Below are 17540 nucleotides of genomic sequence, written 5' to 3' on the forward strand. Positions count from 1 at the left end.
GATGATAAGAAAGCTTGCAACGCAAACTTTTAAAGATAAAAATAGACACCATTTTAGGCTGTTCTTATCTTACTTCCTTATTTTTCTTTTTATTTAAATTATCACAAACAAAAAAAAAAGCAAGTTTTTTTATAACAGTTCGTTAAATTTTTTGAATTATTTTAGAATTTGTTATAAAATATATTGTTCAGGTCGGCATAATTTATGTTTCTACTTGACGATAAGCAAATTAGAAGTAAAAATAAGAAGATGATTTCGGTTACGCGTTTAGATGGGAATATATACTGGATAAATCCTCATATGATAGAAAGTATGGAAAAAACTCCCGACCTTACCATCACTTTTTTGTCTGGCAAGAAAGTCGTGGTAAAAGATTCGCCTGAAGAATTGATTCAGCGGATTGTGGATTACAGACGGCGGCTTGGAATCTCTGCTCAGGAAATATAGAATATTCTGAGCTGCCTCTGAAAAATGAATTTTAGAGGTTTCCCTACATAAAAATAATAAAGAAGTCTGTTGGGTTTGCGGGAGGAAACTTTTTATGGATATTGCGTCGCTTATTGCCATTGTTGGCGGTATAGGTGTAATCTTTTTAGGTGTTCTTACATCAGGTGGTTCAATCGGCGGTATTATTGATATTCCTTCGGTTTTTGTAACTGTCGGCGGTTCTTTTTTCTCCCTGTTTCTTTGTGATTCACTAAAAAATGTTCTTGGAATGTTCAAGGTAATGGGGCGCTGTTTTAAGACTTTTGATTATGGTGAAAAAAATCTGATTCAAAATATGGTTGCTCTCTCAGAAAAGGCGCGTCGTGAAGGTATCCTTGCACTTGAAGAAGGACTTGATGATTTGGACGATGCGTTCTTAAAATCCGGCCTTAGAATGGTTGTAGACGGTACGGACGGAAATGTTATTCGCACGATTTTGGAAAACGAAATGAATCAGATGGAAGCGCGGCACATGGTTGGTATTAACCTTATAACCCAGTGGGCTGGTTTTGGTCCTGGTTTTGGTATGCTTGGTACCGTAATCGGACTTATTGGTATGCTTAACAATCTTGAAGATAAATCTTCTCTTGGTCCGAACATGGCCGTAGCTTTGGTAACTACACTCTACGGTTCTATGCTTGCAAACTGGCTTTTTGGTCCAATGGCTCAAAAGCTTATCTCGCAGAACAGCGCGGAGCTTCGTTCTCGCGAAATGGTTTTGGAAGGGGTTCTTTCGATTCAGGCTGGAGATAACCCTCGCATTCTTGCAATGAAACTCTTAACTTATTTGGATCCAAAAACTCGGAAGGTTATTGAGGCTGACGTTCTGAAGGATTAGGTTGAAAATGGCTAGAAAAAGTAATGAACCACAGAAACCTTCAACCGCCTGGCAGGGCACTTACGGAGACATGATTACTCTCATGCTCTGCTTTTTCGTTATGCTTTATGATCCTTCCGAAGTAGACACGACAACTCTTTCTCAGATTCAGGCATCGCTTGCAATTCAGGAAGAGTCAATGGAAAATCCAACGACGACTGGCGGAATGTCTCTTACTGCAGGTCGTCTTGCAGATTTGGGAAATACAGTAAACAGCCTTCCTTCTGTTGAAAAGGGAAAATCGCTTGGTCTTGCCAAGAAAAAGGCCATTTCTCTTTTTGCGCCGGAGATTCACTCTGCAAAAATAACAATTTCCTCGGATGAACGAGGGCTTGTAATAACGTTGGCTTCCGATTCTTTTTTTGAAGAAGGAAGCGCCGAGCTCAACATCGAAGAAACCCGCGAAATTCTTTTAAAANNACTCTCGAAATTTTTTCAGGAACCTGAACTTCAGAAACGCCGCTTTAGAATTGAGGGACATACAGACAGCAATCCTGTCTCAAACGAAAAATACCCGTCTAACTGGGAACTTTCTGCTGCGCGCGCATTGAATACTCTGCACTATCTTTCGGATTTTGGAGTGGATGAAAGCAAATTTTCAATTGCAGGCTATGCCGATACTAGACCTGTATTTTCAAACGATACAAGGGAAGGGCAGGCTTACAACCGCCGTGTTGATATAATAATTCTTGATGAAGGGCATTTTTAACTTTTTAGGCGCAAAATAAAGGGTAAAATACTTTATTCTATATCCTTAAGTTGTGCTGGAAAAAATCCGATATTAAAAAAAACAATGAAAGCACGCAGAGTGTTTTCTTAACTGGAGTAATTTATGGCTGATGATAATGATTTGGATATTAACGATGATGCTGGCGGTTCAGACGACCTTTCATCAGCATCTTCAAAAAAGAAGGGGATGGGCGGTCTTTTCCCTGTCCTTTTAAAATGGGTTGCAATCGGTTTGGTTGCGGTTATTTTAATTGTGACTGTAGTTGTAATTACAATGAAAGTTGTCGGCGGAAATCAATCGCAGGCCGCACTTGTTCCTGTCGCAGAAGAATACAGTTCAACTAAAGAAATTCTTGACTGGTACAATTCTCTTGGCGTAACAAGAACGAAGACGAGCGATGTAAACCCTTCGTCTGTAATTGTAGAAGTTGTATTGGGTTACAAAAAGGACGATAAGGCGACATCAACAGAAATTACGCAGAGAACAGTTGAATTAAAAGATTTTTTGCGGCGCTATTTTACACAGAAATCCGCAGACGAATTAAGACCACAGAATGAGGAAGAGCTTAGAATTGAAATTCGCAATGCGATTAACGATTCAATTTTAAGCAGTTCAAAAATAAAAGATGTGCGCTTTATGCAGCTGGATGTTATTCAGCAGTAAAAGCGGATTATAAAGGTGGAACAGGCATGAACGAAGTTCTGTCACAAGATGAAATTGACCAACTCCTGCAGGCAATAAGTTCTGGTGAAAGCGAAAACACTGACTTTAAACCTGTAAATGACACGCGCAAAATAAAAATATACGATTTTAAACGTCCGGATAAGTTCTCTAAGGAGCAGATCCGAACGGTTTCGATTATGCACGAAACTTTTGCACGTCTTACAACAACATCTCTTTCTGCGCAGCTTCGTTCGCTGGTTCATGTTCATGTCGCATCGGTTGACCAGCTGACTTACGAAGAATTTATCCGTTCTATTCCAACTCCGACAACTTTGGCTGTAATCAATATGGATCCTTTAAAGGGAAATGCGGTTTTGGAAATTGATCCGGCGATTACTTTCAGTATGATTGACCGTCTTTTTGGCGGTACAGGACAGGGAGCAAAAGTTAGCCGCGATTTGACGGATATTGAACAGTCGGTAATGGAAGGGATCATCGTAAGAATTCTTGCAAATATGCGCGAAGCCTGGACTCAGGTAATTGACTTGCGTCCTCGTCTTGGACAGATTGAAACAAACCCTCAGTTTGCGCAGATTGTTCCTCCGTCAGAAATGGTCGTTCTTGTAACTTTGGAAACAAAGGTTGGCGAAGAGGAAGGAATGATGAACTTCTGTATTCCTTATCTTACTATCGAGCCTATTATTTCAAAACTTTCTTCGCAGTTCTGGTTTAGTTCTGTGCGAAGAAGTTCTACAACGCAGTATCTTGGAACGTTAAAAGAAAAGCTTTCTGACGTTGATATGGATGTTGTTGCAGAAATTGGAACAATAAATATGCCGATTCGTGATGTTCTTGCGTTGCGAGTTGGAGATGTCGTGCGGCTTTCAACTGTTCGCGTCGGTGATCCGCTTTCGCTTAGTGTCGGCAATAAGAAAAAATTTTATTGTCAGCCGGGTGTTGTCGGTAAAAAAATGGCTGTTCAGATAATTGGAAAAATTGATGACAGCGAAAATGAAGATTTTGAAGAATTATCCGTAGAAGGAGATGAATCATATGAGTGATGGTGCTATTTCTCAAGACGAAATTGATGCATTGCTGTCAGGCGTGGACATGGGTGGAATTACAGGAGGGAACTCCTCTTCTGTAAACATTGATACTTCTGTCCTTGAAAAGTTTGCTGACGGTATAAAAGACGAATTAAAAACTAAACTCAACTCAATGACAGGCAGTGAATTTTCTGTTGGAACGCCATCGGTAGAGATTCTTGAGCGTGACCAGTTGCTTGCGAAACTTCCAGAAATGGTTGTTGCTGTAATGGCCGATTTTTCAACTGCCTTAAAGGGTGACCATCTTTTTATTCTTTCTACAGAATTTGCCCAAAAGTTGACAAGCTTAATCAATAAGGAAGAGCAGGCTGAACTCGATGATATGGCTCTTTCTGTTATTTCTGAAGTTGTTTCAAATCATTCTGGTACTGAAATTACCGAACTGAGCAAAGACGGAAAACTTCCTGGGCTTGCTGCAAATCCTCCAGAAGCTGTTAATGTTCCAAAGGCAATGGTTCGGATTCCTCAGGGAAAATTTTGTCTTTTTACATATACTTATTCTGTTGATTCTCAAAATTACGTTCTTTGGGAAGCGATTTCCAGCAGTGTTGCAGAAGAGATGGTAAAGGCGCTTGGTGGTGGAACTGCTGCAAATGTTGACAATGCCGCAGTTTCTTCAGCCCAGAATACTCAAAATATGGGCATGGGAATGCAGCAGCCAATGGGCGCTATGCCTAATATGGGAATGGGTATGGGAATGCAGCAGCCAATGGGTGCAATGCCTAATATGGGAATGGGTATGGGAATGCAGCAGCCAATGGGACAAGTTGCCGGAATGAACACGCCGAATGTTCAGTCAATCCAGTTTCCGAATTTAATGGGCGGAGCCGCTTCTACTGAACAGGGAAATATCGGTCTTATCATGGATGTATTCATGGAAATGACCGTAGAACTTGGACGCACTAAAAAGCAGATAAAAGAAATTTTGGGGATGGGCGAAGGTACGATTATCGAGCTTGATAAACTTGCCGGTGAACCTGTTGATATTCTTGTAAACCATAAACCGATTGCAAAAGGCGAAGTTGTTGTAATCGATGAAAACTTTGGTGTGCGCGTAACAGAAATTCTCTCTCCAATGGAAAGAGTTTCGGATATTCGCTAAAATTGAGGGGCTGACTAAAAAGCCCCTTTTTTTAATCTGAAATTGCCTAAAAGCTGCAATTTAGGGATTTTACTTTTTGATTTTACTTTTTACAGTTTTGTTTTGGGATAAAGGGGATTATCCTGTATAGACAAAACTATTTAAAATGGGTGGAAAAATGAAAAAATCAATTATCTTTACTGCATTTTTTGCAGTCATTCTTTTTTTTGCGGGAAGTTTAAAAACTTTTGCGCAGGATAATTCTCAGGCTCAAAACACTCAGCAGACTCAGAATTTCAGCATAAATACAGATCCTTCTCAAATTCAGCTTAATTTGTCATCTTCTCAGCAGCAAAATGAAAGACAGCCCGGCTCAGGCTCGACATTGTGGCTTTTTATAAAAATGATTTTTGCTCTGGCGGTTGTCGTTGGAATCGCTTGGGGAATTTTTCATTTCCTTAAAAAAGGCATAAAAACAGAAAATGATAACGATCCTTTTTTGCGAAAAGTAAGCCATTTGACATTAAGCCCTGGAAAATCAGTTCAGGTAATAACTTTGCAGGACAATGCATTTTTAATCGGTGTAAGCGATGAAAAAATCAGCCTGATTGGAAAAATCGAGGACAAGGAACTTATTAATGCTATGAATCTTTATGCCGACAAAAACGAAAAGGTTTCAAAGCCACGCTCGTTCCGCGAAATTCTTGATATTTTTATGCCTGGCTCAAGCAAAGAACCTGAAAGCAGTATTTACGAAAATTCTTCGTCAAATTCTGCGGATGAGCTAAAAAAGCAGANNAAAATTTAATTCAGAAAATTCTTAATATATTTTTAAATTTATATAAAAAAGTAATAATGTAAGTGATAAGTGGAAAATTTATGAAAAACGCATTGCTGTATTTTAGAAAAAAATGGCTTTTTAAACTTTGTTTTTTGGGACTTCTTCTTTCGTTTTGTACTTTGCCGGTTGCTTCCCAGTCTTCTCAAAACAGGAATTTTCCGTCCGGTTCTGCACAGGGAACTACGCAGATGAATCAGTCTGTGCGCGGGCTTACTTTTCCAAATATCGACATAAACATCACTCAGCCGCGTACTGGAACTCAGATGGCTTTTAACCTTCAGCTTTTGCTCCTGCTTACGATTCTTTCGCTTGCTCCGAGCATTTTGATTCTGATGACATGTTTTTTGAGATTTTCAATTGTCCTTGATTTTATAAAGCGCGCTCTTTCGCTTCAGCAGGTTCCGCCGACTTCTGTTTTGAATGGAATTGCGCTTTTTATGACGCTTTTTGTAATGTGGCCTGTTTTCCAGAAGGTTTATACATCTTCTTTTAGGCCTTTGAGCGACGGCCAGCTGACAATTGAGCAGGCCTACCGCGAAGCAGAAAAACCGCTTAAAAATTTTATGTATTCGCAGATGTTTAACGATACTTCGTATATCCAGACATTTATGGGAATGGCAAAGCTTGATGCTCCAAAAACACTTGACGATGTTCCAATGTATGTTCTTGTTCCGTCTTATATTCTGCATGAGCTTACAGTCGCCTTCAAAATAGGAATTATTCTTTATATTCCGTTTATTGTAATCGACATGGTGGTTGCAAGTATTCTTATGAGTATGGGTATGATGATGTTGCCTCCTGTCCAGATTTCAATGCCTTTTAAGCTTATGCTTTTTGTTCTTGTCGACGGCTGGGGACTTTTGACTCAGCAGCTTTTTGTTTCTGTTTTGCAGCATTGATTTTGTTAACAGGAGTTGAAAATGAGTATTGGATTTTTAGTAGGTCTTGTTCGGAATGCGGTCTATCAGGTTTTTATTATGACATCTCCGATTTTGGGAGCGGCTCTTGTCATCGGTCTTATCGTTGCAATTTTTCAGGCTACGACATCGATTCAGGAACAGACTTTGACTTTCCTTCCTAAAATGCTTGTAATTCTTGCAATGCTCGCTCTTCTTGGTGGCTGGATGTTTGCTTCTTTGCGCGGATATACTTTAAATCTTTTTGATATGATTCCAAAATTGGCGCAATAAACGGAAAAATAAAATATGCTTGAGCAGATTGTGTGGCAGGCACCGTTTTTTTTACTTGTGGCAGTCAGGTGTTTTGCCTTGATTATGACAATGCCTCTCTTTTCTATGCGGACAATTTCTCGTGTTGCAAAGATTGCTCTGACTGGATATATGGCGTATTTAATTTTTCCTCATATTGATACAAAAGATTATCTTCCGTACATTGCAGAAAATGCCTCTTTTTCGATTGATTATATACTGATTCTTGTTGGAGAAGCTCTGATTGGCATAATTACTGGATTTTTTGTGAGCATAATTTTCAGCGCTTTTAGCGCGGCTGGACAGTTTTTTGCCTTTCAGATGGGATTTTCTGCTTCTGAAGTTTACGATGCCTTGAGTCAGGTCGAAAATCCCCTTATGGGCCAGTTTTTTAATTTAATAGCAATGCTGATTTTTTTGCAGGGGCATTGGGCGCAGATTCTTTTTGGAAAAGGCCTTGCCGCGAGTTTTGAAACGATGAATGCCATGAACATCGTAATGGCGGCTGGAAGGCAGGAGATAATTACCTTTTTGCTTTCGTCGCTCACAAGACTTTTTGCCTGCGCTTTTGTAATTGCTTTGCCGATTATGGGAATTCTTCTTCTTGTTTCTATTACGACAGGAATTTTAGGAAAAGCTGCTCCTCAGATGAACCTTCTTGCCGAAGGTTTTCCTGTTTTAATTTTGCTTTCGTTTTTTATAATTATGAGCCTTATGGGCAGTCTGTGTGATTATTTTATTTCGTCTTTTGCCAGCGGATTTTCTGTTTTGGAATCGCTTTTTGCGTTTTTTAGAGGTTCTGGAGGCCAGCAATGAGTTTTGATGAAATTGACCTTCAGTGGTTTGCCGCAGAAGATGAAGGCCGTACAGAGGATGCAACAGAAACTCGCTTAAGGCGTGAGCGTGAAGAAGGCCGTGTTGCAAAAAGCCAGGAGCTTACTAGCGCAATTGTAATGATTATGTGCGTTGTCGCGCTGATTGTTGCGGCTCCTCATTATCTGAGAATGTGCGAGCAAATTCTTGTTTATTATTTTACAAAATGCGCGAACGCTAAGATTGAATCTTCGCAGTTTTTTGTATTTTTTTTAGTGAATTTTGCAAAAATGGTTCTTCCTCTTGCTTTTTGCGGAGTTATTGCAGGAATTGCCGGAAACCTTATCCAAAACCGTGGTTTTATTTTTTCGCTAAAGCCTATTGAATTTAAGTTTTCAAACATAGTTCCGCGAATCGGCCAGTATTTAAAAAAAACTGTCTTTTCGCTTACAGGCGCAATGAATATCGTAAAATCTCTTGTAAAGATTGCCGCTGTAATTATAACGGCTGTTGTCGTTATAAGAATGAATGTGGCTGATATTCTTGCACTTTTAAATACTAGTTCTATAAGAATGGCTTCTGGACTTATCGGAAAATGCGCGACTCAGATTCTTGCTTTCTGCTCGATAATTTTTCTTGCAATTTCGATTCCTGATTATTTTATGCAAAAACGTGAATTTTTGGAACGTTTAAAAATGACAAAGCAGGAAGTAAAGCAGGAATTTAAAGAAGAGGAAGGAGATCCGGAAGTTAAAGGAAAACTTCAGCAGGCCCAGCGTGAACTTTTGACCAGAAATCTGCCGAAGGCGGTCGCGGAAAGCGATGTCGTAATTACAAACCCGACTCATTATTCAGTCGCTTTAAAATATGATGCTGCAAAAACAGATCGCCCGATTGTCAATGCAAAAGGTGCGGATTTAACTGCAAAAAGAATACGCGATTTGGCTGACGAAAACGGAATTCCAAGGGTTGAAAACGTTCCTTTGGCGCGCGCACTCTATTCAAATGTTGAAGTTGGTGATATAATTCCTGATACATATATAAAAGCGATTTCAATCGTTTATGCACAGATAAATTATCTCAATAGGAAAAAGTAGCAAGTCAACCAGGGGTGGGGAGTGGCTAACCGTTTAAGCAATTTTTTTAAACAGACAAAAATTTCAAATTCTTTTATCGCATTTGCCGGCGTTCTCATCGTTTTTATGCTGTTAATGCCTGTAAGCGGAGCGGTTCTCGATTTTTTGATGATTGTAAACATTGCGATTTCCATAATCATCTTTCTTGTCGTTTTGTATACCCCGAAGTCTTCAAGATTGTCGTCTTTTCCTCGTGTCGTTCTTTTTGTGACAGTTTTTGGTCTTGCACTCAATGTCTGTTCAACCCGTTATATTCTCACTCACGGATATGTCGGCTTTAAATCTTTTGACGGAGCGATGATAAAATCTTTCGCAAACGTTGTGGCAAAAGGTCAGCCGGTTATCGGGTTTATAATATTTTTAATCATCATCATTATTCAGGTTGTTGTAATTACAAAGGGCGCCGGGCGTGTTTCTGAAGTTCAGGCTCGTTTTGCCCTGGATTCCATGAACTCAAAAATGTTTGCTGTTGATTCTGAATTGAATTCCGGTTCAATTACGGATGAACAGGCAAGACAGAAAAAAGCGGATATTCAGCGTGAATGCGACTTTTATTCTGCAATGGACGGTTCTTCAAAGTTTGTAAGCGGAAACGTAAAGGCTGGAATTTTTATTACGCTGATAAACCTGGTTGGCGGTGTTCTTTATGCAATGATAAAACAGGGGATGGATTTTAGTTCAGCTATTGCAACTTTTCCCCAGCTTACTATTGGCGACGGTCTTTTGAGCCAGCTTCCGTCTCTTTTGATTTCTGTTGCGACTGGTATTCTTGTAACCGGTGGTAATTCTGACGAAGTTTTAGGCGAAGAAATTAAAAAGCAGTTTAATATAAGCAGTTCTGTCTATATGATTTCAGGCGGAATTCTTGCTGTAATGGCTATTATTTTTCACACAACGCCTCTTCTTGTCGTTATTCTTATCGGTATGGGCGCCTTGCTTATCTTTTTTGGCTATAAAATGCAAAAGCAGGAAAAGCTTTCTTTTGCAAAAAAACTGGAGGAAGAAGCGGCTAAAAAAGCAGGCTCTCAATCTTCTCAAAAATCTGAAGAGCTTAGTCCGGTTGTTCCTCTCGATCCTCTTTGTCTTGAGCTGGGAGTCGCCTTGCTTGATTTGGTTAATAAAGAAAAAGGCGCAGAGCTTCTTGAGAGAATTACGAGAATCCGCCGCGAAGCCGCAATTGACCTTGGTCTCGTAGTTCCTAGAATAAGAATCATCGATAACCTTACGCTCGATCCACAGGAATACAGTTTTAAAATCCGCGGGATTGAAGCTGGCCGGGGAAAATTAAAGATCGGATACTACATGTGCCTTAATACTGGTTCTGTAATCGAAGAAATTAAAGGCGAACCTACAAAAGATCCAACTTTTGGAATACCGGCAATATGGATTGGTGAAGATCGCCGTCTGGAAGCCGAAAGAAACGGTTATTCGGTAATCGATCCTCCTATGATAATTGCAACTCACATGACTGAGATTATCCGCTCTCATGCTGCAGAAATATTGGGAAGACAGGAAGTAAGCGCGATAATTGCAAAAATAAAAGAAACTAATCCTGTTGTAGTTGAAGAAGTTATGGATACATATAAGTATACTTATGGCGAGATCGAAAAAATTCTTCAGGGGCTTCTTCGGGAACGGGTATCTATTCGCAATATTGTTTCAATTTTGGAAACGCTTGCAAACTACGGAAACATGCCGCACAATCCGTTTTTTTTGATTGGAAAAGTTCGTGAGGCGCTTGGACTTCAGATTTGTCTTCAGTATGTAGATCCTAATGATGAGCAGAAAAAGCTCAGCGTCATTCAATTGAGCCAGGGATGGGCACAAAAAATTATAGAGCATATAGTTTCGCAGAATGACGGTTCTGCGCCTGTAGTTGCGTTTGATCCGGTTGATTCAAGAAATTTCAAAAATGCGGTCAGTTCAAATATAATACCTTTACGGGACAGAAATATTTTGCCTATAATTCTTGCGCCAACTCCCGATGTCAGACAGCTTGTTTATCAACTGATTGAAAGAGATTTTCCGGGAACCGTAGCAGTTCTTTCTGTAGACGAAGTTCTTGCGGCTGGAAATTCAGTAAATCTTGAAATTTTGGGAGAAATAAGTGAATAGCAGTGAATACACACCGACGACTTTGACAATGACTGGAAAATCTGTCGATGAAATAAGAAATAGTCTTTGGCAGGAATACGGAAACAACTATCGGATTATTGACCAGCAGACAGTCCTTCAGGGCGGATTCCTTGGCTTTTTTCAGAAAAGCCGCATAAAAGTTTCTTTTGTCGTAAAAGACAGGGGACATTCTGAGCAGGAGGATTTTTCGGCGGCAAAAGAAAGCATTATAAAAAATTCAAAAGTTGATTATTCAAAACTTGTTGTAAAGCAATATAACGAGCTTACAGACATGATGGCACAGATGAATAGTCAGATTGAAGATTTGAAAATCACTTCTGTCGAAAAAAAACATCCGTCAATCGTAAAGATTGAAAAACTTCTCGAGGACAATGAATTTACTCATGCATTTATAAATATGATTTCTTCTAAGTTAAAAAATGAATCGACTCTTGAAGATTTAAATGATTTTGAGCAAATTCAGGAAAAAGTAGTCGGCTGGATCGGTCAGTCGATAAAAGTTGCTCCAGAAGTTTATTACAAAATTCCTCATATAATTGTCCTTATCGGACCGACTGGTCTTGGAAAAACAACGACAATCAGCAAAATGGCGGCAAAACTTATTCTTGATGCAAAAAAGAAAGGCGAGCCATTGCCTAACGTGCGCCTTATTACGATTGACCATACCCGTGTTGGTGCAGAAGCGCAACTCCGCAAATTTGGGGAACTTATGCATGTTCGCGTTGACAAGGCGGAGTCTCCTGTTGATTTAAATGATATAATTCAAGAATGTAAGGACAGCGCGGACTATATTTTTATTGATACTTCAGGATTTAGCCCGAACGACTACGACAATATTGCAAAAATGAGAAATATTTTAAATCTTCAGGGATTTTCTCTGGATACTTATCTGGTTGTTGCGGCTTCGACAAAGGCGCGGGATTTAAAGAAAACAATTGAAAATTTTTCACTTTTTAATTTCAATTCAGTTATAATCACAAAATGTGACGAAACGACTTCTTATGGAAATGTCCTGAGCGTTTTGTACGAACTAAACAAGACTATTTCTTATATAACAGACGGACAAAAAGTTCCAAATGACATAAAAAAAGCTTCTGTCAGAGAGTTTTTATACAGACTTTCAGATTTTACGGTTAGTAAAGTTTATATTGATGACATGTTTCCGGAGGATGAATAATTATGGAAGACCAGGCTGAAGAATTGCGTGAATTGATGGGAAACACGCTTTCATCAACACAGAAAAAAAATGAGGCATCATCTCACAAAACCCGAATTATTGCCATTACAAGCGGAAAAGGCGGTGTTGGAAAAACAAATATGGCGGTCAATATGGCGATTGCTTATGCCCAGCTTGGAAAGAAGGTTATCCTTATTGACGGTGACCTTGGAATGGCAAATGTAAACGTTCTTTTGAATGTTGTTCCTCAGTATAACCTTATGCAGGTTATAAACCGTCAGAAGACAATGTCGGAAATAATTCTCGATACGGAAGTTGGAATTAAATTTATTGCCGGAGCAAACGGTTTTTCAAAAATTGCAAATCTTTCTGTTGAAGAGCTTGACTATTTTGCAAAGCAATTTGCTCAGCTTGGAAATGCGGATATCATCATAATCGATACTGGAGCTGGAATCGCTAACAACGTTTTGCAGTTTGTTGCCGCGGCAGACGAAGTTTATGTTGTCACAACTCCTGAACCTACGGCAATCACAGACGCTTACGGAATGATAAAAATTATCACTACGGAACTTGGCGAAAGAAATATAAATATAAAGCTTTTGGTAAATAGAGTCCACTCTGCAGAAGAAGGTAAGAAAATTTCTGACAGAATAATTACAATTGTCGGACAGTTTTTAAATTACAAGGTTGATTACATAGGCTTTGTTTATGATGATTCTGTTGTTTCTGCGTCTGTAATCCGCCAAAAACCGTTTATGATTATAAATCCAACTTCAAAACCGGCTCAGTGCATAAAACATATTGTTGGCCGCATTGAAAAAACTGATCTTGGTACAAGCGACGGCGTATCGAGTTTTCTTAAGAAATTTCTCAGAAAAAAATAAAGCCGGTAATTTGATGAAAAAAAATGCTTACAAAAATTAACAAAAAGTTTAAAAACTTGACCTTGTGCAAATTTTGTCTTAATCTTTTATAAGGGAGGAAGTAATGATGAACAAAAAAATCATCGGTTTTGCAGCCGTTTGCGGTTTTGTTTTGTCATTTCTTACTGGAATGATTGCAAAAAATCCAGTTCTGGCTATTTTGCTTAGGTCGCTGATTTTTGCAGCTGTTTTTTCGGTTCTTTCATTTTCAATTTCCTTCCTTTTTTCCAAATTTTTGGCAAATGATTCAAAGGGCGTCTCTCTTGAAACTGATTCTTCTCAAAATTCGCCGCAGTCCAAGCAACAGAAATCCGGTGACAATGTAAATATCGTTATTACGGATGACGGGCTTGAAGATGATGAATCCAGTCCAAAATTTTTTGTAGAAAATAACCGCCCTGGTCTTTCAGGAAAAGATTCAAAAAATTTTCAGACGGAAGAAAAATCTTTGACAGAAGAAAAGTCTTCTTCGGAAACAAAAAATTCTGTTTCCGGAACAAAAAAAGAAGGCGAAAGTAAAAAGGCCGAATTTATTTCTGCCGGACTTGAAAATCTCGGAAAAGCCAATTCTGATTTGCAAAATTCATCGGAAAACTCAATTTTAAAAAAAGATGTTCCTTCTAATGCAGGCGATTCTGAAAATAAGATAAACGCATTTGCCGATGGCTCTTCGATTGAAAATATTGATGAATTGCCGGAAATTGAGGATTTGTCAGATGACGTGAAAAATAATTCATCTGGTGATATAATAAATGACAGTGATTTTGCTTCTTCTGGCGGAAACGGTTTTGCCGGAGCTGTTTTTTCTGGCGGAACAGAAAGCGTTTCACAAAATGCAGATGTAATGGCGCAGGCTGTTCGGACTCTGCTTGAAAAAGATAAATAAATAGAAAAAGAGACAGGAAGCTATGGGTACAGAGCAGACGTTGATAATCAACAGCAGCGACGAAGATAAACTTTGGGCTGAGTATAAAAAAACAAAATCTTCTCAACTACGCGACAGGCTGATTAGGCAGTATATGCCGTTGGTAAAATATGTCGCTGGAAAAGTTTCTGTAGGTCTTCCTGCAAGCATGGAATTTGATGACCTTGTTGGCTTTGGTCAGTTTGGACTTCTTGATGCAATCAGTAAATATGATTTAGAAAAGGGTGTAAAATTTAAAACTTATGCCGTCACTAGAATCCGTGGCGCAATTTTTGATGAAATGCGTCAGCTTGACTGGGTTCCACGCTCTGTACGTCAAAAATCCCGTGAAATTGAAGATACAATCAGCGAGCTTGAGTCAAAGCTTGGCCGTACTGCGACTGATGCAGAAATTGCACAGCAGCTGAATCTTTCTGAGGACGAATATCATCAGACTATAATGAAAGTCAGCGCGTCAAGCATTGTTTCCTTAAATGATGTTTGGAGTTCTGGAGACGACAGCGATCATCTTTCAATTGGAGATACTATCGAGTCTCCTGCAAGCCTGAATCCAGATGTTCAAGTTGAACGCGAGGAAATTAGAAAAGTTATTGTGCAGGCTATAAACGAACTTCCAGAAAAAGAAAAAATGGTAATAGTTCTTTACTACCATGAAGATTTGACTTTTAAAGAAATTGGACAGGTGCTTGAGGTAAGCGAATCGAGAATTTCTCAGTTGCATACAAAGGCAAATTTGCGTTTAAAGGCGAAATTGACGAATTTTCGTAAGGGAATCATCTAGTTTAAGGTCTTGAAATTTATGGTTACACTTGAAAAAATCCGATTAGACCTTGCAGAGCTTCAAAAAAAAGACCAAAGCGTAAAAAGCGTAGAAGTTCGCGCTGATACTCTTGATGAAGCGCTCGCAGATGCAGCTGTTCAGCTGAACACAAAAATTGCGAATCTTGAATATGAAGTAAAAGAAAAAGGATTTGATGGATTTTTTGGAATTGCAAAACGACCTTGGTTTATAACCGTTTATCAAAATGCTGAAGCGGTATCAAAAAGTGAAAGAAGCAAGGATTTTCAGAATTCCGGCTTTATGGACATGGACGAAGAGATTCAGAATTTTGATAAAGACGGAGAGTATTTTGTTCATCGGTTTGGAACAGAGATTTGTCTGAAAGTAAATCTTCCTGTCGGAGACGGAAAAAACATCAATCTTTCAGATGTCATAAACGATATAAAACGCTCTGATACTGTAGATTTTGATGAAAAAATCGTAAAAAAATATACAGAAGATGGAACAGGTGGAATTTACGAGCCTGTCGGCCATTATTCAAGAAATCCTGCTGGAGATGCAATTTACGTTATTGATATTACAAAAGACGAATTAAAGGCAACTTGTACGATTACGCCTCCGGCTTTGGGCGGAGCTGATGTCAGCGAAGAGCAGATAAAAACCGCATTAAAAGGGCAGGGCGTTGTTGCCGGAATTTCCGATGAGAAGATCTCCGCTCTTGTTGACAGGCCAACTTACAATGTTCCTGTTGTCGTTGCGGAAGCTGTCTTGCCAGTTGACGGACGCGATGCATATATTGCCTACAACTTTGAAACGGACCGTTCAAAAATTCGGGCAAAAGAGGCTGCAAACGGTCAAGTTGATTTTAAGGAGCTCAACCTTATTCAAAATGTTGTCGAAGGACAGCCACTTGCGCAAAAAATGCTTCCTGAGCGTGGAAAAGCTGGAAAGACACTTTACGGCCGCTATCTTGAAGCAAAAAACGGAAAAGATATCAATCTTCCGCTTGGAAAAAATGTTACATTGGATTCAGATGGAAGAACAATTCTTGCAGCCTGCAATGGGCAAGTTTTGCTTATTAACGATAAAATTAACGTCGAGCCGATTATGGAAATCGATGGTGTAAACATCAAGTCTGGAAACGTAACTTTCCTTGGAACTGTAATTGTAAACGGAAATATCGAAGACGGTTATAACGTAAAGGCAAGTGGAAATATCGAAGTAAACGGTGCTGTAGGAGCAAGCAGGCTTGAAAGTGACGGCGATATTATTGTAAGCCAAGGAATTGTTGGTAGAGATGAATGTGAAATTTTGTGCGGTGGTTCGCTTTGGGCAAAATTTGTACAGAATTCAAAAGTTCAGGTTGAAGAAAACGTAATTGTTCAGGATTCGTTGATGAACTGCGAAGTTTCTGCTCAGCATAGAATTATTCTGCAAGGAAAGCGCGCCCAGATTACAGGTGGACATCTTTTCGCAACAGAAACAGTTCTTGCAAAAAATATCGGTTCCGCGGGCGGCGGTACAGAAACTGTAATCGAAGTCGGAATCGATCCTCGTGCAAAACATCGTCTTGAAGACTTGCGCGAAATGCAGGAAAAAACTGTAAAAGAAATTGATGAGCTGGAATTGAACATTCAAACACTGGAAAATACAAAAAAAGTCCGCAGAATTTTGCCAGCTGAAAAAGAAGAGAGCTTGAAGAGTTATAAACTTCGCAAAAATGAACTTGCTAACGAAAACGATGAATTCAACAAAGAAATCGAAACGATTTTGGCGCACCTTCGCGAATTGAAAAACATTGGAAAAGTTTATGCTTCTGGAACTGTCTATGCCGGAGTAAAAATTTTNNGTCCGTGACGAAAAAGATGAAGTTCGTGCAAACGTAAAAAGCGTAGTTTTTTATTACGATGAAGGATTTGTACGGCGCGGAAAATACGAAAAGCCAGATTTTTCAGATATAAAGGGGCCTGAAGGCTATTCAAACGGATAAAAAATTTACAGAGCCTTTATTATTTTTTTGAAAATTATACGGATTCAAACATTTTACAGGAATTTCGCTCGGCTTGAAATTAGAATGTTCCTTCGTTAAAATTATTTTATTATGATTAAAAGAAATACAGGTTTTTCAAATCTTACAGCAGGCTATCTTTTTCCAGAGGTAGCTCGTCGTCGCCGTGAATACGCGGCTGGTCATCCAGATGCTAGAATTATCAGCCTTGGAATAGGAAATACAACAGAGCCTCTTTCTCCGCATATTGCAAAGGCAATGTCAGATTATGCTCTTGCTCTTTCAACTCCTGAAGGATATTCCGGTTATGGAGATGAGCAGGGAAATTCAGCCCTTCGCTCAAAAATTGCGGAAGTTTTTTATCCAAAAATGGCAGATGCAAACGAAATTTTTATTTCTGACGGTGCAAAATGTGATATTGCGCGCATTCAGACTTTGTTTGGCTCAAAAGTAAAAGTTGCCGTCCAAGACCCTGCTTATCCTGTTTATGTTGACGGTTCTGTTGTCGCTGGTGCTGCCGGAAAAAATAACGGAAACGGTTACGAAGGAATTTCTTATCTTCCATGCACGCCGGAAAACGATTTTTTTCCTGATCTTTCAAAAATTGAAAAAAATACTCTGATTTATTTTTGTTCTCCAAATAATCCGA

General features: G+C 39.2%; 18 protein-coding genes. All 18 read left to right on the forward strand.

The features are described 5' to 3' along the window. Positions 1 to 249: 249 nt before the first annotated feature. On the forward strand, positions 250 to 447 hold the full coding sequence (locus B3Y13_RS04970; RefSeq protein WP_078929865.1) for a flagellar FlbD family protein: 198 nt from the start codon (positions 250 to 252) through the stop codon (positions 445 to 447). 94 nt (positions 448 to 541) lie between these two features. Beyond that, positions 542 to 1324, forward strand: a complete 783-nt coding sequence (locus B3Y13_RS04975; RefSeq protein WP_296022775.1) for a motility protein A — start codon at positions 542 to 544, stop codon at positions 1322 to 1324. 7 nt (positions 1325 to 1331) lie between these two features. Next, positions 1332 to 2072, forward strand: a complete 741-nt coding sequence (gene motB, locus B3Y13_RS04980; RefSeq protein ID WP_296693089.1) for a flagellar motor protein MotB — start codon at positions 1332 to 1334, stop codon at positions 2070 to 2072. Positions 2073 to 2195: 123 nt separating this feature from the next. Beyond that, positions 2196 to 2756, forward strand: a complete 561-nt coding sequence (locus tag B3Y13_RS04985; protein ID WP_296022777.1) for a flagellar basal body-associated FliL family protein — start codon at positions 2196 to 2198, stop codon at positions 2754 to 2756. 26 nt (positions 2757 to 2782) lie between these two features. Further along, on the forward strand, positions 2783 to 3817 hold the full coding sequence (fliM, locus tag B3Y13_RS04990; RefSeq protein ID WP_296022778.1) for a flagellar motor switch protein FliM: 1035 nt from the start codon (positions 2783 to 2785) through the stop codon (positions 3815 to 3817). Next, a complete protein-coding gene (gene fliN / locus B3Y13_RS04995; protein ID WP_296693092.1) occupies positions 3810 to 4964 on the forward strand; it encodes a flagellar motor switch protein FliN in 1155 nt (384 codons plus the stop codon). The genes fliM and fliN overlap by 8 nt, the downstream gene beginning before the upstream one ends. 382 nt (positions 4965 to 5346) lie before the next feature. Further along, a complete protein-coding gene (locus B3Y13_RS09940; protein ID WP_422664323.1) occupies positions 5347 to 5751 on the forward strand; it encodes a FliO/MopB family protein in 405 nt (134 codons plus the stop codon). Between the two features lie 71 nt (positions 5752 to 5822). Further along, complete coding sequence (fliP, locus tag B3Y13_RS05005; protein WP_296022781.1) at positions 5823 to 6683, forward strand: flagellar type III secretion system pore protein FliP; 861 nt, start codon at positions 5823 to 5825, stop codon at positions 6681 to 6683. A 21-nt stretch (positions 6684 to 6704) separates the two neighbouring features. Then, positions 6705 to 6974 (forward strand): flagellar biosynthesis protein FliQ, encoded by a 270-nt coding sequence (fliQ, locus tag B3Y13_RS05010; RefSeq protein WP_296022782.1) that lies wholly within the window; start codon positions 6705 to 6707, stop codon positions 6972 to 6974. Between the two features lie 15 nt (positions 6975 to 6989). Beyond that, positions 6990 to 7808, forward strand: a complete 819-nt coding sequence (fliR, locus tag B3Y13_RS05015) for a flagellar biosynthetic protein FliR (protein WP_296693097.1) — start codon at positions 6990 to 6992, stop codon at positions 7806 to 7808. Further along, complete coding sequence (locus B3Y13_RS05020) at positions 7805 to 8902, forward strand: EscU/YscU/HrcU family type III secretion system export apparatus switch protein (RefSeq protein WP_296693100.1); 1098 nt, start codon at positions 7805 to 7807, stop codon at positions 8900 to 8902. The genes fliR and B3Y13_RS05020 overlap by 4 nt, the downstream gene beginning before the upstream one ends. A 21-nt stretch (positions 8903 to 8923) precedes the next feature. Then, the gene (locus B3Y13_RS05025) at positions 8924 to 11056 is read left to right on the forward strand and encodes a flagellar biosynthesis protein FlhA (protein WP_296668879.1); all 2133 of its coding nucleotides are present in this window, start codon (positions 8924 to 8926) and stop codon (positions 11054 to 11056) included. Further along, a complete protein-coding gene (locus tag B3Y13_RS05030) occupies positions 11049 to 12254 on the forward strand; it encodes a hypothetical protein (protein WP_296022786.1) in 1206 nt (401 codons plus the stop codon). Before B3Y13_RS05025 ends, B3Y13_RS05030 begins: the two co-directional genes overlap by 8 nt. 2 nt (positions 12255 to 12256) lie before the next feature. After that, a complete protein-coding gene (locus tag B3Y13_RS05035) occupies positions 12257 to 13138 on the forward strand; it encodes a MinD/ParA family protein (protein WP_296668882.1) in 882 nt (293 codons plus the stop codon). 103 nt (positions 13139 to 13241) lie between these two features. After that, positions 13242 to 14063 carry a hypothetical protein gene (locus B3Y13_RS05040; RefSeq protein ID WP_296693103.1) on the forward strand — a complete coding sequence of 274 codons (822 nt, stop codon included), beginning with the start codon at positions 13242 to 13244 and terminating at the stop codon, positions 14061 to 14063. 22 nt (positions 14064 to 14085) lie between these two features. Next, the gene (whiG, locus tag B3Y13_RS05045) at positions 14086 to 14883 is read left to right on the forward strand and encodes an RNA polymerase sigma factor WhiG (protein ID WP_296022792.1); all 798 of its coding nucleotides are present in this window, start codon (positions 14086 to 14088) and stop codon (positions 14881 to 14883) included. An 18-nt stretch (positions 14884 to 14901) separates the two neighbouring features. Then, a complete protein-coding gene (locus tag B3Y13_RS05050) occupies positions 14902 to 16740 on the forward strand; it encodes a FapA family protein (RefSeq protein WP_296693107.1) in 1839 nt (612 codons plus the stop codon). 244 nt (positions 16741 to 16984) lie between these two features. After that, the coding region (locus B3Y13_RS05055; protein WP_296693109.1) for an aminotransferase class I/II-fold pyridoxal phosphate-dependent enzyme at positions 16985 to 17540 on the forward strand (556 nt) is incomplete at its 3' end.

This window comes from Treponema sp. UBA7567, from assembly GCF_002476655.1.
In the GTDB taxonomy this organism is placed as follows: domain Bacteria; phylum Spirochaetota; class Spirochaetia; order Treponematales; family Treponemataceae; genus Treponema_D.